Source organism: Lysobacter capsici (genome assembly GCF_018732085.1).
GTDB lineage: Bacteria > Pseudomonadota > Gammaproteobacteria > Xanthomonadales > Xanthomonadaceae > Lysobacter > Lysobacter capsici_A.
In genome coordinates this window covers 656,445-679,431 of record NZ_CP076103.1, presented here as the reverse complement: position 1 = coordinate 679,431, position 22,987 = coordinate 656,445, and the positions used below count along the sequence as shown (strand labels likewise).

Genomic DNA, 22,987 nt, shown 5'->3' with positions numbered 1-22,987 from the left:
CCAAACGCAGCGATCTCGATCATGCAGCCGTGCAGCAGATACGCCTAATCCGCTGCGATGTAGCCAGGCAGTGCCGTCTGTTCGGCGATCATGACCACGACCATGCCGCGCGCATCGCTTCCCCAGCGAACACTGTCGCCCAGCCGAACCTCTTGGCCCTCCTGATAGCGCAGTACCGTCATCGCCCCATGCCCGACCCCTTGGGCGCTTCCTCCGGCATCTGCCCGAGCGCCTGAGCCTGCGGCATTTGTCGGGCCATACGCTCGCTAATCGCCTCTACTTTTTCGAACGATGCCGCCTCGGGCGTACGAACAGCCTCGTCCGTTTTCATATGCGCCCGCAGATGCGCCGGATCGTCCAGCCGACCTTGTACGACGAAGACGTTTTCGCCCGCGGCGACGCGCTCGTTCCTGGTGCTGAAGACCACGTGATCTACTTGCGACAGATCATTCCCTTCGCCAGAACCAACAGGCTAGCGGTCATGCGCTCGCTGCTTTCGTCCCATTGGCGGCCGTGCTGCTGATCCTGTTGTCGGACCTGGGTCGCAATCTGGGAATACAAGCCGTGATCTGGATGCCCTTGCTCCCTCGGCGTCAAACGCTCGCGGCCCACAGCGACAGGATCGTCCGCCAAAACAGCCGCATCGATGGGCACATGCTGGTTCAAACTGCGCCCCGTCTTGGTGTGATCGAAGTGCTGGAGTGCAGGTGGCGACCGGCTGGTGTCGTAGTAGGGCTGCCGCTGCTCCGGACGCGGGTCTATCTCCAACCCCAGTCGCTCGATCAAGCGCTCGTTGAGCCGCAAAGCCGCCATATCGATATGCATCTGCGGCTCGACTCCGTCGATTGCGCGCGCATGCTTCCTGTCGATCGTTATGAGTCGCTCGATCGCGTTTCGTCCGTAATAGTTGGCGTAGTCGGCCTCTCTGTGCGGACCGAGCGTGGATACTTCGCGGGCATTCTTTCCAGGCGTGTTCAAGGGATCCCGATCGAAGTAATACTTGCCCAGAGTCTCGACGTTGGCCGCCGTCGGCTCAAGGTTGAGTTCAGGTCCGAATGTCAGCCCCGGACGTCCCTCAAACTTGCGCGTGGCGTCGTTCCTGTCGACGAATAAATGGCCTCGTATGTTATCTATACGCCCCATGGCATCCAGTCCCGCCTGTGGATTGACTTGTTTCACCATGCTGGCCACGGCGTTCCATCCGGCGATCTCGGCCTTGGCCTCATCCTGCCGACCTGCACCGATCAGCCTGCCTATCGGCGCGGTGTAGTCGTTGATCGGGTTTTTATCGCGTGCGATCTCCCGAACCTCGCGATCGAATACAACGTAGGCCTGTCGCTTGGCCGCATGATTGATCCCATGCTGGGTTTCATGCGCGAGCGTGTAAGCCATGCTGAAAGGATCGAATCCCTCCCCATTGGTGGCGGACGAATTCTGCAACCTTGCGGCTGGAATACTGATCGACTTGTTGTCGCCGTCATAAGTCGCGCCTGCGCCAAAGCCAGCATCAAGGATGTCGAACTTGATCAAGTGCGGGTAAGGCTTGGCGCTGACCGCCGCTTTCATTTGCGCAGCCAACTCCGGCGACTGGTTGATCGAGTTCTGCAAGTTCCCGAGCATTTCCTGCGAGACAGGAACTTTTCTGCCCGACGTATCCGCATAGACACTGTTTCCGAATCTCACGGACATGTCCTGCAGCTTTAAGACGGCAGTCAGATCTTCCGAGGCAGAGACGCCTGATGGACGAAAGCTCGTCGTTGGCAAGGTCACCGTGCCCGATTGGATGTCGTAGCGTCCCGCCGGCCCTTCTTCACCGATGACGAAAACCTTGATATGCCCCAGTTTGGCCTCATCGTTCATGCGATCCAGCAGCTTGCTATCCGAAGCGAGCGCGTTACGTAACTGAGCGAACTGGTCCGCGGTGGCGCCCGGGTCCGCCGCTAACCGATCGATGGCGTCGGATAGCTGTTTATTTGGTCCGGCCATGGATTAACCCGCCGAATAGACAGTCAGGCGCTCGACACACAAGGGCGCATCAACGTCTTTTACGGTCCGGTTTCGGGGTCCTATCCGAATCTTCAAATCTTCGCGATGAAAAATATATTCCTCCAACATTCCGATCTCATTGCGATCCTCACTAACGCTGTACCCCGCTCGTTTCAGGGCGTCCGCATAGGCATCGAAGTCGAGCTTGCATACGGGGGTCATGTCCGCGCCGCTGCGGTTAGCGGGATTGCGTACCTCGTAGGACAGCCTCTCTTTGTAGCGGCCGTCGGCCGGCTCGAATGTCAGCATGTAGAGCCATCCCGAATCAGGCATGCGAACCGTAAAACCGTAAACGCCTGCTTCCGCAGCCAACTTGAGGGGAAGCCCGGTTTTCTCGATTACCTGCTGCGCCGTCAGTCCCTTCAGGGACGGCAGTTCCTTCAATAGCTTCAACACCCTCAGCCCCACCTCTTCGGGCGGTAATGTGGGGTACTCCGAGGCGTCGCTGATCCGATAGTGCTCGTTCGACGTCATGCCATGAGGCTCCTGGGCGGTAACGGAGGTGTGCGGCGGTGTCGGGCCATGGGCGCAAGCGCTGACCGCGAGGACATTGAGCACAATCAATGCGGGCGCGATTGCGTAGGGCCGAATAGCTGCGGCGACACAGCGGAACTGGAAGTTGCGCATTGCTTGCACCGCACGCAGAGAGGATGCGCTGAGCATAAGCGAGCCATCATGTGATAAACAACGACCGCCGTAGACCTTATGCGCCGGATCAGAAAAAAGCCGAGGATTGATGCTGAAAACATGTGGCTTTGTCAGGCATTCATACACCGGGATTTCGTCGACGCTCGTCATCGTCTGCTTCGTATCGGCTTGCTCGGATACCAGAGCGATACGGCGCGAAACGCTATCCGATCTTCATGCCGAGAGCCTCCTGACACTCCCTCTTCGTGAGGGCCCCGCCGGATTCGATCGTCTGGATCGAGCGTTGCACGGCCATTTCGCTGCCAACGATAACGCGAATGCGATAGATCGAATCGCCACGCAGAAGCCGGCAACGCTGCGCGACGGTTATGTGGTCCGTCGCTATCTACGCCTGGATGACGAGCGCCACATGCTGGTGGAGTTGAGCAGCGAGCCGTGTTTCCCGGTCAAGCAAGCCATTGCGATCGCGCGACCCGACCCGTCTTGGATGGATTACTACCAACGCACAGGCATCTACACGGCAACCGGCGAGGGAATGTCCGTCGGTTTTTCCGCCGATGGCTTCAAGCGCGATTGCGTGATATCGCTTGAGATCGTGGAAACGCCCCGCTGATACGGCTGACGCTATCGCTGGCGACATCCCCTGCCGCGCAGCTGGTGACGGCGAACTTAGTCGCAACCCTTCCCATCGCGACCGAACGACCTATGCGTGCCTTGGGATCGGCCGCGGCCTTGCGCTTTTGATCGGTATTACCTGGTTCGCCGCGTGTCCGCGAGATGCAGGAAGCTGGTATCGGCGAGGCATTGCGGGTTGTCCTGCGATTCGATCAGCATTAACTTCACGCCGTTTTGCTTCACAGGAAAGCTTCGTCCCACACCAGCAGCCGGCGCCGGCGGACTCCACTGAATACCTGCGATCTTCGCGGCTCGATCCATCGGGAAGCAGGGCTGGTCGGCGATGGAGACCGAGGCAACGGCCCGATACCAGTATTGGTTGTCCACCTGCGCGCCCGCGAGGCTGAAACCATCGCCCAGGCGCACCGGATTTCGCGCGTAGAGGCTGGGTGGTGCCGTGCTGAACGCCTGGGCGCGATACGCGCCGAGCAAGGCGGCGACGGCTTTGTCGTAGCCGTCCGGGCCTTGCAAGGGCCAGCGCAGGAAATCCTCGACCGCGAGCGTTGCTTCCCCCGTCGCATCGGATACAGCCACTGGGCGCGTGGAGGTGGCGCAAGCGCTTTGCGCCAATAAGGCGAGCAGCAACGCCGCTTTGAAACAAAGTCCCTGCGCGCTCATCGCGGTACTCATAGTTGCGCTCTGCGTTCGCGCGCGGTGCCGGCTGCGATTGGAGAGTAATGCAGTTGCTTGAGGCGCAACAGCGCGCCTTTGGGCCGGGCCGGCATGGCGATGCCCTGGCGCTTCATTGCCAGTGTCGACAGGCACAGGCCTGTCACGAATCTATCCAGCGCCGCGCTGGAAAGCCGCGATGCGGGCCCGGTGTGCCAACAAGGCACATCGATGAGCAAAAAATACATTCCGGAAGGCGAAAAAGCCTTAAAGGAAAGCCGGCGAGTCATTCCATTAAAGCTTTTTCGGCTTCGCGAAGGCCGCGGCGGGACTACGGAGGGTGAATTTCGGACTCGCGAGTGCGGCGGAGGTCTTCCGGAGTACGGATTTCGCTCTCGCGAGAGTGAAATTGGCTTTCCGGAGAGTGAATTTCGCTTTCGCGAGTATGGCGCCGGCCTTCGGGAGTACGGATTTCGCTCTCGCGAGCCCCGAATTCACTCTCCGTAATCACTCAGCGGGATTCGCGAAGGCCTCGGTGGCTTTCCGCAATGAGGCTTGGGACCACGCGCAGATCCGGACGGGTCTCCGGCGGGGCGCTTCGGACTGAGGAAACGCCCGTGCGATCCGACGCAATGCCGGCGCGGCGCACGCCAGAGCCCGGCTTACGAACCCGCGTAGCCGGCGGACGCTTGCATCAGGTGCGGCGCGCGGTCGCCAGATCGGCGTCACGAACCGCCCTCTCGTAGCGGTTGATCGGCGCGCCCGCGGTTTCTTTCCATATCCGTGAAGCCTCGATCTGTTGAGGTATCAGAGGCCTGAACCTTCGTCAGCGATCATCGGCCGGCAGATTTTTCGCAGAAAGCTCCAGCTTGTTCTCTGTCACGAATTCGGAGGCCGCTTTCATATTGACCAGACGGATTTCGGACAGGCACTCCTCGCCCTTGGCGAACTTCCCGATGTTCACATCAACGCCGTTGGCAATCGCCGAGTAGGTGTCGGACTCAGGGCCTTCGACGTAGGGATAGCTGACCGCCGACACGGGTTTGGCGCCGGTAATCCTGACGGCACCTTTCAATTTTAAACATCGGGCTTTGTCCACACCGATGCTCAAAACACCGGCCTTGGTGTAGTCGATGACTATATTGATTCGATGGCCATCGGAAAGATTTATCGGCTCGCCTTTAGTCACGACGTCGCCAGTGATCGTTCCCGGAGCGTCGGGATAGTTCGCGAGACGAAAAATTTCAGACGTTACCTGTCGCAGCCCTGCCTCGCCTTGCGTCAAAGGTAGCGAGAGGATGCGTTCGATTGTCACATCATTGATGTGCTTCGACTGCACATCGAGTGTTCGAGCCTTTGACCGCTCTGCGGAGCATGCGCTCGCAATAATGCTCAGCGTTATCATCAACAGCAGCAAGCCTTTGGCCCGGTGCTTTCCATGTGCTTGCATAAGCTGCTTCTGTAATGCCAGTGAACGGATGCGGACAGGCATACCACAGCGAATCATCCTAGATCGGAACTATAACGATGACGCCTGCTACTGACGACCCCAAGAGCAAGAGCCATGCGGAAAACACTGAACTGTTGCGCGAGACCGCACAGTTCAAACAACTGCCCGATCGAGTTCAAGGATGGGTCACCGATTCTCCGCTAGCGAGCGCGCAGTTTGCTCAGTTCTTTCGCGACGGCGGCACGATCAAGCCGGAGGCTGGCGAAGGCTTAGCGTCGTACAGGGAGCGTGTACCGCCCGAGATCGCGATCAATCCCAGCTACTACCCGCTGGTCAATCTCGGCGGCAAGAGCACCGAGTACCAGGAAGGACGACTGTTCGCCATGATGGCTCACGAGATAGGCCATCACTCGATCAACAGCCGCACGCATCCGTTCACGGGAATGACGCGCGAGCAGAACGTGCAGTACCGCGCCGAGCATGAGGGACAGACGGTGCTCAACGCATTCAAGATCTTCGATGAGCTACGTGATAAGGATGATAGCTTCCGCCCTCGGTACGACAGCGTTGGTTATGGCTCTGACCTTCAGATCGCGGTTCTGTATCAGGACTGGAGAAAGAATCACGACGAGACAGCGACCGTCCGAGGGGTCGCCTCGATCGTGTTGAGCACTCGCGATTCCCGGACCACTCACGGAAATAAGCAGAATCACTGTGCCAACAATGCGCACATGGCTCTTCGAACCCTTCATATGGGTTGTCCAGCCAGAATTCCCGATGATATACAGATCACCAAGGCGCCAATAAGGAAGGCCGCATGACGCGAACAAACAGTGCCATCCTCGCCACCGCTGCATTACTAGCGGCTCTGTCCGGCTGTGCTTCAACTGTTGATCCAAAGGAGAGCTCCTTAACTATTGAGCGCATTCTCACCGAGCCTTTGACGGGGATCGCGGGTAGAGATCGCATTCGGGCGGGACTGAATCATATGTATGGCCTCGATCCCGCTGGGCAGAAGTACATGGACAAAGAGCCCAGGACGCTGGCGGATCGTCATGTACTTTCAATGCTCTGGCTGGAGCCGCTGCCTGCCGACTTCATTGCCATTGCCGTATCGGGCGAGCCCTGCTTTCCGGTGGAGCGCGCGTTGCGCCTAACTCAGGCCAAGCTACATAACAAAATTCGAAGCACTGGCGCGCAAACCTACGATGCGTTTCGTAATGGGATGCTGGTTAGCTTCAGCACCACGCCCGACGAAAAGTGCGTTTCTTTCATTCACATCGAGAGAGACAGATGACCACGAAGGAAAAGGAATTCCTTGAGACGAACGCGCAGTTCCAAGAGATGCCGGTGCGCATCAATGAGTGGATACTTAAGTCACCGAATGCCACGCAGGATTTCGCCGACTTCTTCGGCAAGGGCGGCCAGATTATTACCCAGCCGGACTTGCCAAAACCCTTCTACCGCCCGAGCACACCGCCCGCCATCGTGGTCGACGAGACCAACTGGTCTGCGATGAAGGAGTACCCCACTAATGCTTGGCCGCAGCGTCATCTGTTCGGAATGCTCGCCCACGAGGTGGGACACGATAGAGACAATACGACCCGGCCCTTCAAGCAAGGCGGCTCGGTGGATGAGTACGTTCAGTACCGCAGTGAGATAGAAGCGAAAGCCATCTTCAACGCATTCCCGATCTTCAACGACCTAAAGAACGAAGACGAGTTCAAGAAAGAAGCCCCATTCGAATCCATCGGATATCTGCATGGCATGGAGTTAGCCAAGCTCCATCGGCAATGGAACGCGGGGGAGCTCACCGACAGCCAGGTCGTTTCATCTATCGCAGCCAAGGTCGCCGACACACGTTACACGCTCGGCGGAACCTTGACCGACCAAGACGGGAACGGCGTACTGACCCATCGCGACGTGTACATGCGCGATTACGAGCGTGTGTTGCGACCCGAGGGCGAAGTGCCGCCGACGCCGAATGAATCGCAATCGCGCGATCGTGGAAGCGACGGGAGCCATGGCCAAGGCCAGCAGGATGCCAGTCGCGCCGGTCCCGAGCAGGCGCTTTGGCTGCACACGCGCGAAAAGACTGCGGGCGCATTTGCTCAGCACGGCATAACACCGTCGGACCACGCGCTGGACTGCATTGCAGGTTGCCTCGCCGCACAGGCGAAGCGCGACGGGCTGGACCGGATCGACCATGTGGTGCTGAGCCGGCATGCCGGCGGCGAGGTTGGCCGAAACGTCATCGCCGTCCAAGGCCGGCTGGATGATCCCGCGCAGACGCTGTCGCATGTCGAGACGCAGCGCGCTGCGTCGGTTCCGCTGAGCGATTCGCTGCGCGCGCTGGAAGTCATCAGCGCTTCCCAGGATCAGTCAATGACTCCTGTCCCGCCCACGCCGGATCGGCCGATCACCCGCTGAGTGCGCGTCGGCCGTACCGCTAAGTCTTGTCGCGCGCGGCGACCGACTGGGTGAGGCGGGCCTTGAGGTCGGCCACGGCCTTGCGCTGCTCGGGTTTGGACAGCAGGCCCAAGGTCAGGATGGCCTCGGCCATGGTGTCGGTTTCGGCGTAGAGGAAGGCGAGCGGGACGCCCAAGGCCTCGGCGATGCGGCGCGCGGTCGCCAGATCGGCGTCATGGACCGCCTTCTCGTAGCGGTTGATCCGCACGGCCGCGGTTTCTTGCGGTAGACCTATGGTCATGCCCAGTTCCTTTTGGGTGAGCCCTGCATCATCCCTGGCTGCTTTCAGCCGCTGCGCAAAGATGGAGCGGGCATCTACTTCGGTCTGAGTCATCCGCAGAGGATGGCGCTCAGACAGCCTATTCGTAAATTACGTTAAACGTAATTAAATGTCTAGTGGCTGCGTACTTGCTGTCCACTCCGACCTAGGCGATTGACTTCAGCCGTTTACTAGTTCATGTGCTCCGCCTATTCTTTGTACGCTCTCAACAGGTCGCCTCTTAGATGCCTACTGCAGTATCTCTATTTTCCGGATGCGGCGGATCCGATGCAGGCTTAGTGTCTGCTGGTTTCGATGTTTTAATGGCCAATGACATCTTGACTTATGCCTCTGAGGTTTATAAAGCAAACCTTCCAGACACGGATTATCGTGTTTGCAGCATAGAAAATATTAAAAAATTTCCCAAAGCCGATCTTCTAGTCGGGTGCTATCCTTGCCAGGGTTATAGTCAAGGTGGTGCAAGGGAAGCAAACCGACCAATAAATTTGCTATTCAAGGAGTTTGGCCGAGCCCTTAGAGCAATTAAACCAAAAGCCTTCATTGTTGAGAATGTTTCGGGCCTGACGCGAGAGGACAATCTAGCGCTATTTCAAATGCAACTCCGCAACTTCCGCTCTGCTGGTTACAAAGTAAAATGGAGCCTTTTGAACGCTGCAGATTATGGCGTCGCGCAAGAAAGAAAGCGCGTGTTGATTGTCGGTATACGCTCAGATCAAGATGTGGGATACGAATTTCCTAAACCCACTCATGGATCAACAGCGAGAAAACCTTATCTAACAATCCGTGAAGCCCTTAGTGGGCTGCCCGAATGGCCGGAAGGTGAATTCAATGAAGAGCCGTTTCATTGGTATTACATGTCACGGAATCGGCGTAGAGATTGGCATGAATTGTCCAAAACCATTGTTAGCCATGCGCGTCACATGCCACTGCACCCAGTAAGCCCGCCTTTGATTTACGCAGGAAAAGACAAATATATTTTTACTAATGACTCCCAAGCTCGTCGATTTAGTTATAGAGAAGCAGCGTGCTTACAAGGATTTAAGCGTAATATAATATTTCCAGATAGCTGCGGAATGTACACTCGATACAAGGTCGTGGGCAACGCCGTTCCGCCCCCTCTATTCAAAGCCGTTGCCAAGGCGATACCGGCAATTTGGTAATTAAACGATGCTAGTGACCAAATTAGTAATGGGAGCCAAGCGACGCTGAACGGAAATCTGATAGCGTGAAGGCATAAGATTCTCAGCAATTAAGACCAGCCGCACCCGATCAAAGACAATAGCCTTGCTATTTCTAGATGTTTCGCGGATGGTTTCAGCCCCAAAAACAAAAGGAGTCGTGAAGGCTTTTACTGGCGGAACTAGCCACGGAGGCTTGAACCATTTCCTTATCCTCTCCAAGTCAGGCTCTTGCAGTTTAGTGTCCCAATTATTTCCACAAGCACATTGACCTAGGATATAAAGATTACCTGGCCTAGCGTCCATCATATTAGCCGTGACTATAAAGTCCACCGTCTCATCTTTAACTACAGTATACGGCGGATCTTCATCAAGACCTTCCTCAGGAGACCAGACCCATTCTTTTGAATTCCGCGCCATCGGCGCCAGCGCTTGCCGGAATCGCGTGGTCGGGACTCTCGGCCACCCAGTGTGAAGGGCTCCCTTCTTCGGTCCAAAGTAAATTTTCACTAGGACAGCTACCACTCTTTCAAAATATTTTGGAAAGCTAGTGAATGGATCAGCCGTAATAGTCGGCGCAGTAGCAGTAGCTAAACAGAATTCATAGAACCCTGTTTGACTGGGAGTATATGCAAGCTTGTTACCTTGAAATTGAAATGGGTATGCTGAACCTAGGTGCTGGATTCTGTCCCTAATCTCCTGAGCAGCGGCTCCGACGATTTCTTCCTGAGCCAAATCTCTCTCCTGCCAAGCAGTGCGCGCGTTTTCTCCCCCACCGCGATTCTCGGCAGCCGCAATCTCAGAATCGTCATCTAGTTCGCCAGATACCAATTCATCCTGAGCCGCCTGATCTACCACAGAAGAAGCGCCGCGAATCGCCGCCAGCTCTACTTGGTCGGCGTCAGCTGCTGTACGAGATTCCTGCACACGTCCTGCGTACGGGGTCTTTGGCATGGCGTATCTTAGCCCTCACCCGAATTGCCGCGCGCCACATCTTGGAGCTTACGCACGAGAGATTGACTTAAGGCAGCTGCGCGCTCCGCTGGATTCAAAACCGAAGTTGCGACCTCTCTCTCCACCTCCACTTCATCCATGCGGGCGACAAGGTCGCGCAGGATTTCTCGCACCTGCTCTATTCCAAGCCGGAGTTTATCGTTAATAGGAGTTATCGCCGCCTCTATTTCTTCAACGCTCTTACCCTGTTCGATCATGGTAAGTGTCTCAGGGTTAACCAACATTGATGCCAGTTGCCCTAGTTGACGAGAGTCCTTGACCGAAGAACTGCGCCCTTGCTTGCGATCGCCGAACATCGCACGCATAAGTGCGCCGCCTTTCTTCGTCCCCTTTTCCTTTAAAGGATTAGGACCTGAAGTCCCCGGCTCAATCTCTAGATACTTCCGAGCTGCTTGGTACCCTAGAATGGTATAAACCCAAGAGAATGGGTAATCGGTAACACTGCCTCGACCACCTCTTAGGCTATCCGTGGGCCTGAACTCCCCGGCGTCCACTAACTGTTTCACCAAATAATAGCCCTGCAAGAGCCGATCTATCGTCTGATGCTGGTCGCCAATCATTGTGGCGATATCTTTCACAGCCAGATCATGCTTTTCTACAACTTCTGCGACCCATGCGGCTTTGGCATATGAATCCCAACTTTTTGAGGCAGATATATGCCTGACACCGAGATATGAAAGTAGCTCCTTCTGAGCGCCGTCTCCAGAAAAAACAATTACCGGAACAGGATCAATGGATGGCTTGCCATGCTGCTCCCAAGCCCCTCTATACTTCGCTGACTTATCTTCTACACGACGCGCTCTATCGTCACCTGCCAACATAAGACATGCCGCGAGACGACGATTCCCTTCCGCGATTACATATCCATCAGGAGTTGCTCTGGCAACCAATGGCTCGGCCTCGAAGTAGCCATTAACAGAAAGAGAACTAAGAAGATCGTCAACCCCAAAAGTATCAACGATGTGCTCAAGCACGTCGGACTGTTGATTCCCACTTTTTGAAAGCCCACCAAAGCGTGGATTATTAGCGTCGAGCAGCAACTCACTTAACTTGAGCTCTGCTTTCTTACCTGCCGGATGGTCGATAGGTGAATTCATCTAGGCATGACCTCGGGTAGAGCGAAGTTGTGGTTAAACGACAGACTTCATGAATTTGGTTGAAATTACACAAAACTGCAACGCATACAACAAGGGCGACCCACTGGTCGCCCTTGTTGAGATCGCAACTTTAAGCTCAAACCCCTAACGGATTCGGCTTCTCCACATCAATCTTGTACTGCTTAATAGCCCTCGCCACATCCTTCCCGGTCATCTTCCCCTCCGCCGCCAGCGCCGCAATGGCCGCATGCGCGATGTAGTACCGATCGACCTCGAAGTGACGACGCAAGTTGGCGCGGGTATCAGAGCGGCCGAAGCCGTCGGTGCCCAGCACGGTGTAGCGCATCGGTACGAACGCGCGGACCTGCTCGGGGTACATGCGGATGTAGTCGGTCGCGGCGATCGCCGGGCCGGCGCGGCCTTCCAGCAGTTCGGTGATGTAGGGCTTGCGCGCGGTCTTGGCTTCGGGGTTGAGGCGGTTCCAACGTTCGACATCACACGCGTCGCGGGCGAGTTCGTTGAAGCTGGGGCAGGACCAGATGTCGGCGGTGACGCCGAAGTCCTTGTCCAGCAACTCGGCGGCGGCGATGGCTTCGCGCAGGATGGTGCCGCTGCCCAGCAGCTGCACGCGCAGTTCGCCCTTCTTGGGCTTGCCGGCGTCCTTCAGCAGGTACATGCCCTTGATGATGCCGTCGGCGCTGCCTTCGGGCATGTCGGGGTGGGTGTAGTTTTCGTTCATCAGGGTGAGGTACCAGTACTCATCCTGTTGTTCGGTCAGCATGCGCTGCATGCCGTGTTGCAGCAGGGTCACGACTTCGTAGCTGAAGGTCGGGTCGTAGCTGCGGCAGTTCGGGATCAGGCCGGCCTGGACCATGCTGTGGCCGTCTTCGTGTTGCAGGCCTTCGCCGTTGAGCGTGGTGCGGCCGGCGGTGGCGCCGAGCAGGAAGCCGCGCGCGCGCATGTCGGCGGCTTGCCAAGCGCTGTCGCCGATGCGCTGGAAGCCGAACATCGAGTAGTAGATGTAGAACGGCAGCATCTGCAGGTCGTTGGTGCTGTAGCTGGTCGCGGCGGCGAGCCAGGACGAGAACGCGCCTGCTTCGGTGATGCCTTCTTCCAGCACCTGGCCGGTGGTGTCTTCGCGGTAGTACATCAGCTGGTCGCGATCGACCGGCTTGTACTTCTGGCCATGAGGGGCGTAGATGCCCAATTGACGGAACAAACCCTCCATGCCGAAGGTGCGCGCTTCATCGGCCACGATGGGGACGATGCGCGGGCCGACTTGTTTGTCGCGCAGGGCGATGTTGAGGGCCTGCACGAACGACATGGTGGTGCTGATTTCGCGCTCGCCGGTGCTCTTGAGCAGGCGGTCGAATGCTTCGAGCTTCGGCACTTCCAGCGAGGTGCTGGCCTTGCGGCGGCGCTGCGGCAGGAAGCCGCCGAGGGCCTTGCGGCGCTCGAGCATGTATTCGACTTCCGGCGATTTTTCGCCAGGGTGGTAGAACGGGACGGCGCCGTCCTTGAGTTGTTCGTCGGTGACCGGGATGTTGAAGCGGTCGCGGAACAGGCGGACGGCTTCGTCGTCCATCTTCTTGGTGCCGTGGGTCGGGTTGAGCGATTCGCCCGATGCGCCCATGCCGTAGCCCTTGACGGTCTTGGCCAGGATGACGGTGGGCATGCCCTTGGTGTTGACGGCTTCCTGGTAGGCGGCGAAGACCTTGTGCGGGTCGTGGCCGCCGCGGTTGAGGCGCCAGATGTCGTCGTCGGACAGGTTGGCGACGAGGGCGGCGGTCTCCGGGTATTTGCCGAAGAAGTTGTCGCGGGTGTATTTGCCGCCGAAGGCTTTGCAGTTCTGGTATTCGCCGTCGACGGTTTCCATCATCAGCTGACGCAGCTTGCCGGTGGTGTCGCGCGCGAGCAGCGGGTCCCAGTAGCTGCCCCAGATGGTCTTGATGACGTTCCAGCCGGCGCCGCGGAATTGGCCTTCCAGCTCTTGAATGATCTTGCCGTTGCCGCGCACCGGGCCGTCGAGGCGCTGCAGGTTGCAGTTGACGACGAAGACGAGGTTATCGAGGCCTTCGCGGCCGGCGACGGAGATGGCGCCCAGGGATTCAGGTTCGTCGGTTTCGCCGTCGCCTAAGAAGGCCCAGACCTTGCGGTCGGACTTCGGCATCAGGCCGCGGCCTTCGAGGTATTTCCAGTTGCGCGCCTGGTAGATGGCGCTGATCGGGCCCAGGCCCATCGATACGGTCGGGACTTGCCAGTAATCGGGCATCAGCCACGGGTGCGGGTAGGAGCTCAGGCCGCGGCCGTCGACTTCCATGCGGAAGTGGTCGAGCTGGGATTCGCTCATGCGGCCTTCGAGGAAGGAGCGCGCGTAGATGCCGGGGGAGCTGTGGCCTTGGACGCCGATGACGTCGCCGGGGTGATCGGCCGACGGGGCGCGCCAGAAGTGGTTGAAGCCGACGTCGTACAGGGTGGCCGCGGAGGCGAAGCTGGCGATGTGGCCGCCGAGGTCGCCGGGCTTGCGGTTGGCGCGCACGACCATGGCCATGGCGTTCCAGCGGATCAGCGAGCGGATCCGCCATTCCATCGCGTTGTCGCCGGGGCTCTTGGCCTCCAGGTGCGCGGGGATGGTGTTGATGTATTCGGTGGTCGGTTGGAACGGCAGGTGGGCGCCGGCGCGGCGGGTGACCTCGACCATGCCTTCGAGCAGCTGGTGGGCGCGCTCGGCGCCGTCGCGGGCGATGACGGCCTGGACGGATTCGACCCATTCCTGGGTTTCGGTCGGGTCGGGGTCGTTCTGCAGGAGGTCGTGCAGGGAGCTGGCAAGCGGCTGGTTCATCTATCTCGCGGCCCCGTGGCCGCGCCTCGTGGTGTGGGGGCGGATTAGAGCGTCGAGTCTAACAAACGGGGGGTGGGGTTCGGCTTGCTTTGAGTGGTCGGTGGGGTGGGATAGTTCGTATTGGCTAGGGGATGTTGGGCGCGCTGGGTGTGGATGGGTGGTGGGGTGGGTGGATACGCGGGCGTGTGGTGGGGTTTGTTGGGGTGTGTGGGTTCGCGGTCGCGGCTTGCGCCGCTCCTACAGGGGGCTGCGGGTGGGTGCGTTTCTGACTGTAGGAGCGGCGCGAGCCGCGACTGCGAAACCTCCGGCCGGGACCGCCTTTCCGCCACGCCCACGTCACCCCGCATCCAACCCCATCACCTGTTCACCCAGACCGCTCCCCAGAACGGCCATTCCCGCACCCGCCGCACCAATCGCGCTCGCACCGGATTCATCACCACGTACCGCGCCGCGGCCACCATTGCTTCGTCCCGTCGCAACGCACGATCGTGATACGCCTGCGCCCATACCGCCGCCGGCACCACCGCGCCTAACGCCGCCCTCACCCGTCGCGAACTCGTGCATTTGAGCTGCCGCACCAGGGCCGGCACACAATCGCGCTCATCCAGTTCGACCAGCCCATGCCAGTGATCGGGCATCAACACCCAGGCCAACAGCGTCGAGTGCCGCCACGAGCGCGCGTCCAGCAACGCCGATACCGCGGCCTCGGCCAGGCGCACGTCGGCGAACCACGGATGGCGGTGTTCGGTGATGAAGGTCAGTAAGTAAACACGCCCCGCCTCCGAAACACGCCCGCGTCGTAACGCGGCATGGCCGCGGGCAGGTTTAAACGCCGGTGTGGCAACTGGTTCAGAGGTGGGTAATTTGTCCATGGTCCAACCGTCGCCCAGCTGACTTTTCCACCAAATCAGGAAAAGCCGCCGATCTTTGTCGGGTTAGTCCAGATTTTGTTGTTGCGCCTCGATGTGAAATGGCGCGGTCGCGGCTCGCGCCGCTCCTACAGGGGGATACGTGACCGGCCGCAGACCCTGTAGGAGCGGCGCGAGCCGCGACCGCGTCAATGGAACCACGACGCGAACGGCCGCAGACCCGCCTTGCTCACGCTGGCGCGCCGCGAAGCACAACGATCCCCGCAACAATCAAGCCGACACCGCCCAACTTCATCGCCGTGATCGATTCGCCGAACACCACCGCCCCCAGCAACACCGTGCCGGCCGCGCCGATGCCGGTCCACACCGCGTACGCGCTGCCGACCGGCAAGGCGGTCAGCGCGCGACCCAACAGCCAGACGAAGGCGATCAGGGTCACGATGGACGCCGCAGTCCAACCCGGCCGGGTGTAACCCTGCGACAACTTCATCGACACGGCCCAGGCCACGTCGATCAGGCCGGCGGCGATCAGCATGGTCCACGCGGTCGAGGCTTTCATGCCGATGCGGGCTCAGGTTTAACGCGCGCGTCCTCGCGTTCGCGGCGCAGCGCGTCGCGCACGCTGTCGCGCTGGCCGATGCGGTCGAGATAGGCGTCCAGCGCGGGGTACGGGTGCAGGTCCATCTTCAGCGCGCGGGCCCAGCCGGCGATGGTGTAGAGGTAGGCGTCGGCGATGCTGAAGGTGTTGCCGAGCACGTAGGCGTGTTGGGCGAGGTGGCGGTCGACGTAGGCCAGGCGCGGCTGCAGGCGTTCGCGGGCGATCGCGCCCGGGGCGTCGCCGTATTCGGGATGGAACAGCCAGGGGCTGAACAGCTTGTGCAGTTCGGAACTGATGAAGGTCAGCCACTGCTGCAGTTCGATCCGTTCGAAACTGCCGGGCGGCGGAGCGAGATCGCTGTCGGGGTGCTGGTCGGCGAGGTACTGCACAATGGCGACGCCTTCGTGCAGGATGCGGCCGTCGTCGAGTTCCAGCAGCGGTACGTAGCCGAGCGGGCTGAGTTCGCGGAAGTCGCGGCCGTCGGCGACCACGATCGGGTCCGGGCCGATGCGCACGCGGCGCAGTTCGGCGTCGATGCCGAGTTCGCGCAGGACGATGTGCGGAGCGAACGAACAGGTGTGCGGGGTGTAGTAGAGCTTCATGGCCGTGTGTCCGTGGAGGAGTGGCGCTACTCTCCGCGCGCGGGCCTTCGCCGGGAATACGGCGCGATCACAAGGATTGCTTGCGGATGCGACAAGCTCGGTTGTCTTTGGAGGATTTCGACCTGCTGCGCGCGATCGGCGCGCACGGCAGCCTGAGCGGCGCGGCCAAGGCCCTGGCGCTGGATCATTCCAGTGCGTTCCGGCGGCTGGCGGCGATCGAGGCGCGCGCGGGCGCGGCCTTGTTCCGGCGCAGTCGCAGCGGGTATGTCGCGACCGAGGCCGGTGCGATCGCGATCGCCGGGGCGCAGCGGATTCTCGACGATGCCGATCGCTTGCAGCGGCAGTTGGCCGGGCGCGATGCGCAGGCGCAGGGACGGTTGCGGATCACTATTCCCGATACCTTGGCCGGGGTGGCGGCGCGGATGTGCGCGGCGTTTTCCAGGCAGCATCCGTCGGTGCGTTGCGATCTGAGCGTGGCCAATGCGTTCGTCAATCTGCAGCAGCCCGATGCGGACGTGGCCTTGCGCGCGAGTGCGTTGATGCCCGATGGGTTGTCGGTGCGACGGATCGCTTCGATTTCGACTGCGGTGTATGTGGCGAGCGGTGCGAAGGTCGGCAAGCGCGCTGCGTTGGCCGATGGCGAGTGGGTCGGGTTCGACGATGCCTTGTCCCATCTGTCGTCGGCGCATTGGTTGCGCGCGCATGTCGGCGATGAGCGGATCGCGATGCGGGTTAATTCGTTGCCGGCGGCGTTGGCGGCGTGTCAGGCCGGGATCGGGCGGGCGCTGTTGCCTTGTTATTACGCCGATGCGGCCGGTGGAGTGAAGCGGCTCTCGGGGCCGATGGCGGAAGTGCCGACGGAGCTGTGGTTCGCGGTGCATCCGGATTTGCGGCGGTCAGCGAAGGTGAGGTTGTTGCGGGAGTTTGCGATGGGGTGGTTGCCGGGGCGGGTTGAGGTTGGGTAGGTGGTAGGTGGGTCGTGGACGATGGCGATGAGTGATCGGTTTTTGATGGGGTGTTTGGCTTGGTGTGTAGAGCTTCGCTGGTGGGGACGGGCTGAAGTCGCTGGATATTCGGCTGCGCCGAAGTAAAGCGGAGCCCGCGTTCGCGGGAATGACGAGCAAAAGCAAGGCGAAGTCTCGAGCGAACGGGCGAGGACGCACTCTCCTGCCGTCATTCCCGCGAGCGCGGGAATCCAGTGACTTTAGCGAGCAGTCGCCAGAAAGCCTCGTCATCCCTGCAAACAACATCATTCGCACTACGAGCGGCGTCGAACGCTTTCGACCCACTCACCCTTCATCCCTCACCCATCTGCGAATCCAACCACCGCAAGAACGCCCTCACCGGCGGATGCCGCTCGCGACCCGGCACGCACAGCACGTGATAGGTCTCGCCGGGCACGGTGATGTCGGGTCGATGCATCGCCAACAACCCGCGTTCGACGCTACCCGCGGTCACCACCGAACTTGCCAGCACCAGCCCCTGCCCTGCGCTCGCGGCATGCAAGGCGTAGTGCTCTTCGTCGTAGGCGCGCATCACCGCGCCGGGTTTCATCCAGTCCACGCCGGCGCGGTCGCACCAGGCCTGCCAGGTGCATGCATACAGTTGCGATTCGCCCCACTCCACCGAAATTAACGTCGGCGATGGCTTCGCCGCTTCGGCCTCGACATGACGGGGCGCGCCATACACGCCGAAGTATTCGCGCCGGCCGCCGTGGCGATGCAGCCCGGCGGGAACCGCGCCGCCGTAACGAATCGCCACGTCGACGCTGGCGTCCTGCTGCAAGTCGATCACCTGCGCGCCGGTATCGATGCGCACGGCGATGTCCGGGTGCAGCTGGTAGAAGCCGCCGATACGCGGGATCAGCCACAGCGCGGCGAACGATGCGGTGGTGGTGACGGTCAAGTTCCCGGTGCTGCGTTGCGGTTGCAGCGCGGCCATCGATTGCGCGATCTCCAGCAGGGCGCCGTGCAGGTCGCGGAACAGGCGGCGGCCTTCGCCGGTCAGGGCGACGCCGCGCGGCAGGCGGTCGAACAGCGCCAGGCTCAGGGTGTGTTCGAGCTGTTTGATCTGGTGCGAGATCGCGGTCGGGGTGACGTGCAGTTCTTCGGCCGCGGCCTTGAAGCTCAGGTGGCGGGCGGCGGATTCGAAGCTGCGCAGGGCGGTGAGGGGTAGGTTGGCGAACATGGGCTCGACGCGAGGCTTGGATTGCAGTGCAACGGGCGGCGTGTGGATTTCGCCGGGGAGTGTGATTGCGCGGTCGCGGCTTGTGACCGAAGGAAATCCAGCAGGACGCCGCTCCTACAGTCGGAAGTGAGGATGAACCTGATTCATGCGGGTGCGACTATCGTCATTTGTGACGGTGCGTTGCGGGAAATAGATTCAGGGCTCGATCTTCCAGGGTGGCTCGCCCGATGACTGTTTCCGCTTCGCCGCAACAATTGCTCGTGTTGGTCGCCAGCCCTCGGCGCGACGGCAACAGCACCACATTGGGCGCGGCGGTGATGCGCGGCGCGCAAGCCGCGGGCCGCGAGGTGTCGCTGGCGTTCATCGACGATCACCTCGATGCGTTGGTGCGCGATTGCCGCGAGTGCCGCGACGAACACGGGCGTTGTCGGATCGAGGACGGATTCGGCGAGCTGTTTCTCGATCGGTTCCTGCCCGCCGACGGTGTCGCGCTGTGTACGCCGGTGTATTGGTACGGGATGTCGGGTCAGGCGAAGGTGTTCTTCGATCGGATGTTCTGCTATTTCGCCAAGAGCCACGCGGGTTCGGCGCAGGTGCGCGAGCGCATCAAGCGCAAGCGGGTGGCGCTGCTGACCTCATCGGAGGAGATCTATCCGGCGATCGCGCTGGGGATCGTGCACCAGTTGCAGGAGTACGCGCGCTATACCCATTCGCAGTTCATCGGCGCGGTGCATGGCTGGGGCAATGGGCGCGGTGAGGTGATGCACGACCCGCAGGGGTCGGTGGCGGCGGCCGAAGCCCTGGGGCGGGAGTTTTTCGAGCGGCCTTATCTGGATTTGCAGATGGATACGCCCAGATAATTCAGCCGGATCGAACCTTCGCACCCGGCGTTTACACGAGGTCTTTTGTGGGAGGGGCTTCAGCCCCGATGCCTTCCGCTCAGACGCGACGATGCTTACAAGCGATCGGAGCGAACAGCGTCGGGGCTGAAGCCCCTCCCACAAAAGACCTCGGTGATGCGATGCGCGATGAGATCAACGCAAGCCAAACCACGCCCGCGGGATCAGCAGCTTGAACGCGCGCTCGGCGCTCTTGCGGCGCAGGCCGCGCTGGGCGAGGCCGCGGATCACCGGGCCGATCCAGCGCCAGCGCGGTTGCAGCAGGATCGCTTCGCGGGCCTGCGCTTCGATGCGGTACATCGCCAGCACCTGCTCGGCCAGGCGGCGCTTTTTCGCCGGCAAGTCGGGGATCTGGCGCAGGCAGGCGTCGAGGTCGTCGGCGGTGCCGCGGTAGAACTGCACGGTGCGTTCGTAACGACGGCGCATCGCCACCTCGCGCGGTTCGTCGCGCGCGAACACGGTGCCGCTGACACTGCCGGAATGGCGGCGGTATTGGATCAGCGGTTGCCGCAGGCACAGCGACTGGCCCAGCAAGGCGCCGCGCAGGCTCAGCGCGTTGTCCTCGATCGGCCCGATCAACGGACCGAAGCGATCAAAGACGCAGCGACGGAACGCCAGGGTCGCGCCGAGCAAGCCGATCAGGCGTCCGATGCGCACGTAGTACTCGAATTCGTATTGCTCCGGACGGCGCCGGAAGCTGATCCGGATCGGGCTGCCGTCGGTGTCGATGCCGTCGAAGTCGCTGCCCAGCACCATCGCCTGCGGCGCATGGCCGAACGCGTCGACGATGGTCGCCACGCGTTGCGGATAGGCGATGTCGTCGCCGGCCATCATCACGATGATCTCGCCGCTGGCCAGCGCCATGACCTCGTTGAAATGCGCGGTGACGCCGAGGTTGTTCGCGGTGCGGCGCACGCTGACCCGGTGCGGGCCGCGGTAGGCCGCGACCTGTTCGACCGCCAGTTCGAAGGTGCCGTCGTCGGAGCAGTCGTTGGAGACGATGATTTCGCACGGCACGGTCTGCGCGAACGCGCTGTCGATCGCGGCGCGGATGTAGGCCGCGTCGCGATAGCACAGCAGCAGGATGCTGACCTGCGGGGCCGTTGCCGGCGGCTGCGACGGCAACGGCGGCGCCAACGAAGCGGCGGCCGAAAAATCGGCCGCCGGCAAGGTGGCGAGAGCGCCCATATCGTTCATGGGCGCCGCGGTCAGACGCCGCCGAGTTCCGACAGACCCTTGCGCTCGGATTCGCGCGAGGCGCGGATCTGCGCGTCCACGGCCGCGATCGCGGTCATGTTGACGACGCGGCGCGGGGTCGAGGCGGGAGTCAGGATGTGGGCGGGCTTGTCCAGGCCCATCAGGATCGGGCCGATGGCCACGCCGTCGGTCATCACCCGGACCATGTTGTAGGTGATGTTGGCCGCGTCGAGGTTGGGTAGCACGAACAGGTTGGCGCGGCCGTGCAGGGTCGCGTTGGGGAAGATGCGCTGGCGCAGCGCGTCGTCCCAGGCGGTGTCGGCCTGCATTTCGCCGTCGATCTCGAGCTTGGGCTGGCGCTGTTTGACGATCTGCCGGACCTTGCGCATCTTCGCCGCCGACGGGTTGTCGTGGCTGCCGTAGTTGGAGTGCGACAGCAGCGCGACCTTGGGCTCGATGCCGAACAGCTTGAGGCGGTAGGTCGCCTGCAAGGTGGCCTCGGCGATCTGCTCGGCGGTCGGATCGACCTGCACGTGGGTGTCGAGGAAGAACCACGCGCCCTGGTCGTTGATGACGCCGGTCATCGCCGAGGTGCCCGACACGCCGGGATCGAAGTCGAAGATGCTGCGCATGTAGCCGAGCTTCTTGTGGAAGCGGCCGACCAACCCGGAGATCATCGCATCGGCTTCCCCACGTTCGACCATCAGCGCCGCGATGAGCGTGGGCCGCGAACGCAGCAGGTTCTTCGCCGCCGCCGGGCTCACGCCGCGGCGTTCGGTCAGCGCGTGGTACTGCTGCCAGTATTCGTTGAAGCGCGGATCGTCGTTGATGTTGGTCAACTCGAAGTCCACGCCTTCGCGCATGCGCAGGCCCAGGCGCTGGATGCGGGTTTCGATCACGTCCGGGCGGCCGATCAGGATCGGATAGGCCAGCTCTTCGTCGATCACCGTCTGCACCGCGCGCAGCACGGTCTCTTCCTCGCCTTCGGCGTAGACCACGCGCTTGCGGTCGCTGCGGGCGCGGTCGTAGACCGGCTTCATCAGCAGGCCGGTGCGGTAGATGTACTGGCTGAGTTTTTCCTCGTACGCGTCCATGTCGGTGATCGGACGCGTGGCGACGCCCGAATCCATCGCCGCCTTGGCCACCGCCGGCGCCAGCATGACCAGCAGGCGCGGGTCGAACGGACGCGGGATCAGGTATTCGGAACCGAACGTGGGGACGTCCCCGCCGTAAGCGCTGCCGAGGTCGGACGACTCCATCCGCGCCAGTGCTGCGATCGCGCGCACGCAGGCCAGCTTCATTTCTTCGTTGATGACCGTGGCGCCGACATCGAGCGCGCCGCGGAAGATGTAGGGGAAGCACAGCGCGTTGTTGACCTGGTTCGGGTAGTCCGAACGGCCGGTGGCGATGATGCAGTCCGGACGCACGGCCTTGGCGTCTTCGGGCAGGATTTCCGGGTAGGGATTGGCCAGCGCGAGGATGATCGGCTTGTCGGCCATGGTCGCGACCATTTCCGGCTTGAGCACGCCGCCGGCGGACAGGCCGAGGAACACGTCGGCGCCGGCGATGATGTCGGCCAGGCTGCGCTTGTCGGTGTCGCGCGCGTAGCGCTGCTTGTCCGGGTCCATGTTGCCGCGGCCGGTGTAGAGCACGCCGTCGCGGTCGACCGCGAGGATGTTCTCCGGCTTCATGCCCAGCGCGACCAGCATGTCCAGGCAGGCGATGCCGGCCGCGCCGGCGCCGCTGGTGGCCAGCTTGACGTCCTCGATCTTCTTGCCGACCACTTCCAGCGCATTGAGCACGGCGGAACCTACGATGATCGCGGTGCCGTGCTGGTCGTCGTGGAACACCGGGATCTTCATCCGCTCGCGCAGCTTGCGCTCGACGATGAAGCACTCCGGCGCCTTGATGTCCTCGAGGTTGATGCCGCCGAAGGTCGGTTCCAGCGAGGCGATGATGTCGACCAGCTTGTCGGGATCGCGCTCGTCGATCTCGATGTCGAACACGTCGATGCCGGCGAACTTCTGGAACAGCACGCCCTTGCCTTCCATCACCGGCTTGCCGGCCAGCGGGCCGATGTCGCCCAGGCCGAGCACGGCGGTGCCGTTGCTGATGACCGCGACCAGGTTGCCGCGCGCGGTGAGTTCGCTGGCGGCGTTGGGGTCGGCGACGATCGCCTCGCAGGCGTAGGCCACGCCCGGCGAATAGGCCAGGGCCAGGTCGCGCTGGGTCACCATCGGCTTGGTCGCGGTGACCTTGATCTTGCCCGGCGGGCTGAGGCGGTGGTAGTCGAGCGCGGCGGTTTTCAGATCGTTATCGGACATCAG

The 22,987-nt window shown here is 61.2% G+C and carries 23 protein-coding genes and 1 pseudogene; 8 read left to right on the top strand and 16 right to left on the bottom strand.

All coding sequences use genetic code 11. The annotated features are described in order from the left end of the window. Positions 1-44: 44 nt before the first annotated feature. From KME82_RS02775 to KME82_RS02765, 3 genes and pseudogenes are all read right to left on the bottom strand, one after another. The gene (locus KME82_RS02775; RefSeq protein ID WP_215497176.1) at positions 45-182 is read right to left on the bottom strand and encodes a hypothetical protein; all 138 of its coding nucleotides are present in this window, start codon (positions 180-182) and stop codon (positions 45-47) included. Further along, a pseudogene (locus KME82_RS26865) lies at positions 179-813 on the bottom strand (XVIPCD domain-containing protein). Before KME82_RS26865 ends, KME82_RS02775 begins: the two are co-directional and overlap by 4 nt. Before the next feature lie 1,176 nt (positions 814-1,989). Then, positions 1,990-2,844, bottom strand: a complete 855-nt coding sequence (locus KME82_RS02765) for a hypothetical protein (RefSeq protein ID WP_215497175.1) — start codon at positions 2,842-2,844, stop codon at positions 1,990-1,992. 133 nt (positions 2,845-2,977) lie between these two features. On the opposite strand from KME82_RS02765, the gene KME82_RS02760 reads away from it, so the two are divergent. Continuing rightward, a complete protein-coding gene (locus KME82_RS02760; protein WP_215497174.1) occupies positions 2,978-3,307 on the top strand; it encodes a hypothetical protein in 330 nt (109 codons plus the stop codon). 137 nt (positions 3,308-3,444) lie between these two features. Here KME82_RS02760 and KME82_RS02755 read toward each other — a convergent pair whose 3' ends face one another. From KME82_RS02755 to KME82_RS02745, 3 genes are all read right to left on the bottom strand, one after another. Further along, complete coding sequence (locus tag KME82_RS02755) at positions 3,445-3,987, bottom strand: hypothetical protein (RefSeq protein WP_215497173.1); 543 nt, start codon at positions 3,985-3,987, stop codon at positions 3,445-3,447. Positions 3,988-3,995: 8 nt separating this feature from the next. Further along, positions 3,996-4,226, bottom strand: coding sequence for a hypothetical protein (locus KME82_RS02750; RefSeq protein WP_215497172.1), 231 nt, complete (start codon positions 4,224-4,226; stop codon positions 3,996-3,998). Between the two features lie 578 nt (positions 4,227-4,804). Then, the gene (locus tag KME82_RS02745; protein WP_215497171.1) at positions 4,805-5,470 is read right to left on the bottom strand and encodes a hypothetical protein; all 666 of its coding nucleotides are present in this window, start codon (positions 5,468-5,470) and stop codon (positions 4,805-4,807) included. Between the two features lie 35 nt (positions 5,471-5,505). Here KME82_RS02745 and KME82_RS02740 point away from each other — a divergent pair, with 35 nt between their 5' ends. Genes KME82_RS02740 through KME82_RS02730 form a run of 3 tightly spaced genes read left to right on the top strand, consistent with a single transcriptional unit; the run spans position 5,506 to position 7,858 of the window. Then, complete coding sequence (locus KME82_RS02740) at positions 5,506-6,249, top strand: hypothetical protein (protein WP_215497170.1); 744 nt, start codon at positions 5,506-5,508, stop codon at positions 6,247-6,249. Then, positions 6,246-6,725: a hypothetical protein gene (locus KME82_RS02735; RefSeq protein WP_215497169.1), complete on the top strand. Its 480-nt coding sequence runs from the start codon at positions 6,246-6,248 to the stop codon at positions 6,723-6,725. The genes KME82_RS02740 and KME82_RS02735 overlap by 4 nt, the downstream gene beginning before the upstream one ends. Continuing rightward, positions 6,722-7,858, top strand: coding sequence for an XVIPCD domain-containing protein (locus tag KME82_RS02730; RefSeq protein ID WP_215497168.1), 1,137 nt, complete (start codon positions 6,722-6,724; stop codon positions 7,856-7,858). The genes KME82_RS02735 and KME82_RS02730 overlap by 4 nt, the downstream gene beginning before the upstream one ends. Positions 7,859-7,877: 19 nt before the next feature. Here KME82_RS02730 and KME82_RS02725 read toward each other — a convergent pair whose 3' ends face one another. Beyond that, a complete protein-coding gene (locus KME82_RS02725; protein WP_215497167.1) occupies positions 7,878-8,231 on the bottom strand; it encodes a helix-turn-helix domain-containing protein in 354 nt (117 codons plus the stop codon). Between the two features lie 170 nt (positions 8,232-8,401). Here KME82_RS02725 and KME82_RS02720 point away from each other — a divergent pair, with 170 nt between their 5' ends. Continuing rightward, positions 8,402-9,337 carry a DNA cytosine methyltransferase gene (locus KME82_RS02720; protein WP_215497166.1) on the top strand — a complete coding sequence of 312 codons (936 nt, stop codon included), beginning with the start codon at positions 8,402-8,404 and terminating at the stop codon, positions 9,335-9,337. On the opposite strand, the gene KME82_RS02715 is transcribed toward KME82_RS02720, so the two are convergent. From KME82_RS02715 to gstA, 6 genes are all read right to left on the bottom strand, one after another. Further along, positions 9,338-10,282 (bottom strand): hypothetical protein, encoded by a 945-nt coding sequence (locus KME82_RS02715; protein WP_215497165.1) that lies wholly within the window; start codon positions 10,280-10,282, stop codon positions 9,338-9,340. Positions 10,283-10,317: 35 nt separating this feature from the next. Then, complete coding sequence (locus KME82_RS02710) at positions 10,318-11,466, bottom strand: hypothetical protein (RefSeq protein WP_215497164.1); 1,149 nt, start codon at positions 11,464-11,466, stop codon at positions 10,318-10,320. A gap of 136 nt (positions 11,467-11,602) precedes the next feature. Continuing rightward, entirely contained in the window at positions 11,603-14,308 is a 2,706-nt protein-coding gene (aceE, locus tag KME82_RS02705) for a pyruvate dehydrogenase (acetyl-transferring), homodimeric type (protein ID WP_215497163.1), read from the bottom strand. A gap of 356 nt (positions 14,309-14,664) precedes the next feature. Next, positions 14,665-15,180, bottom strand: coding sequence for an REP-associated tyrosine transposase (locus KME82_RS02700; RefSeq protein WP_215497162.1), 516 nt, complete (start codon positions 15,178-15,180; stop codon positions 14,665-14,667). A gap of 226 nt (positions 15,181-15,406) precedes the next feature. Continuing rightward, a complete protein-coding gene (locus tag KME82_RS02695) occupies positions 15,407-15,736 on the bottom strand; it encodes a DMT family transporter (RefSeq protein WP_215497161.1) in 330 nt (109 codons plus the stop codon). Continuing rightward, positions 15,733-16,377: a glutathione transferase GstA gene (gstA, locus tag KME82_RS02690; protein WP_215497160.1), complete on the bottom strand. Its 645-nt coding sequence runs from the start codon at positions 16,375-16,377 to the stop codon at positions 15,733-15,735. The genes KME82_RS02695 and gstA overlap by 4 nt, the downstream gene beginning before the upstream one ends. Before the next feature lie 86 nt (positions 16,378-16,463). On the opposite strand from gstA, the gene KME82_RS02685 reads away from it, so the two are divergent. After that, complete coding sequence (locus KME82_RS02685) at positions 16,464-17,342, top strand: LysR family transcriptional regulator (protein ID WP_215497159.1); 879 nt, start codon at positions 16,464-16,466, stop codon at positions 17,340-17,342. Positions 17,343-17,673: 331 nt separating this feature from the next. On the opposite strand, the gene KME82_RS02680 is transcribed toward KME82_RS02685, so the two are convergent. Next, a complete protein-coding gene (locus KME82_RS02680) occupies positions 17,674-18,564 on the bottom strand; it encodes a LysR substrate-binding domain-containing protein (protein WP_215497158.1) in 891 nt (296 codons plus the stop codon). 227 nt (positions 18,565-18,791) lie between these two features. On the opposite strand from KME82_RS02680, the gene KME82_RS02675 reads away from it, so the two are divergent. Then, entirely contained in the window at positions 18,792-19,424 is a 633-nt protein-coding gene (locus tag KME82_RS02675) for a flavodoxin family protein (RefSeq protein ID WP_215497157.1), read from the top strand. A 47-nt stretch (positions 19,425-19,471) separates the two neighbouring features. Continuing rightward, on the top strand, positions 19,472-19,639 hold the full coding sequence (locus tag KME82_RS26975) for a DUF6053 domain-containing protein (RefSeq protein ID WP_430538782.1): 168 nt from the start codon (positions 19,472-19,474) through the stop codon (positions 19,637-19,639). Here the strand turns inward: KME82_RS26975 and KME82_RS02670 are convergent. Together KME82_RS02670 and KME82_RS02665 are read right to left on the bottom strand one after the other, a co-directional pair. After that, positions 19,599-20,660 (bottom strand): glycosyltransferase, encoded by a 1,062-nt coding sequence (locus KME82_RS02670; protein ID WP_215497156.1) that lies wholly within the window; start codon positions 20,658-20,660, stop codon positions 19,599-19,601. The two genes, KME82_RS26975 and KME82_RS02670, sit on opposite strands and share 41 nt — an antisense overlap. An 11-nt stretch (positions 20,661-20,671) precedes the next feature. Beyond that, positions 20,672-22,984, bottom strand: a complete 2,313-nt coding sequence (locus tag KME82_RS02665) for an NADP-dependent malic enzyme (RefSeq protein ID WP_215497155.1) — start codon at positions 22,982-22,984, stop codon at positions 20,672-20,674. Positions 22,985-22,987 lie beyond the last annotated feature (3 nt).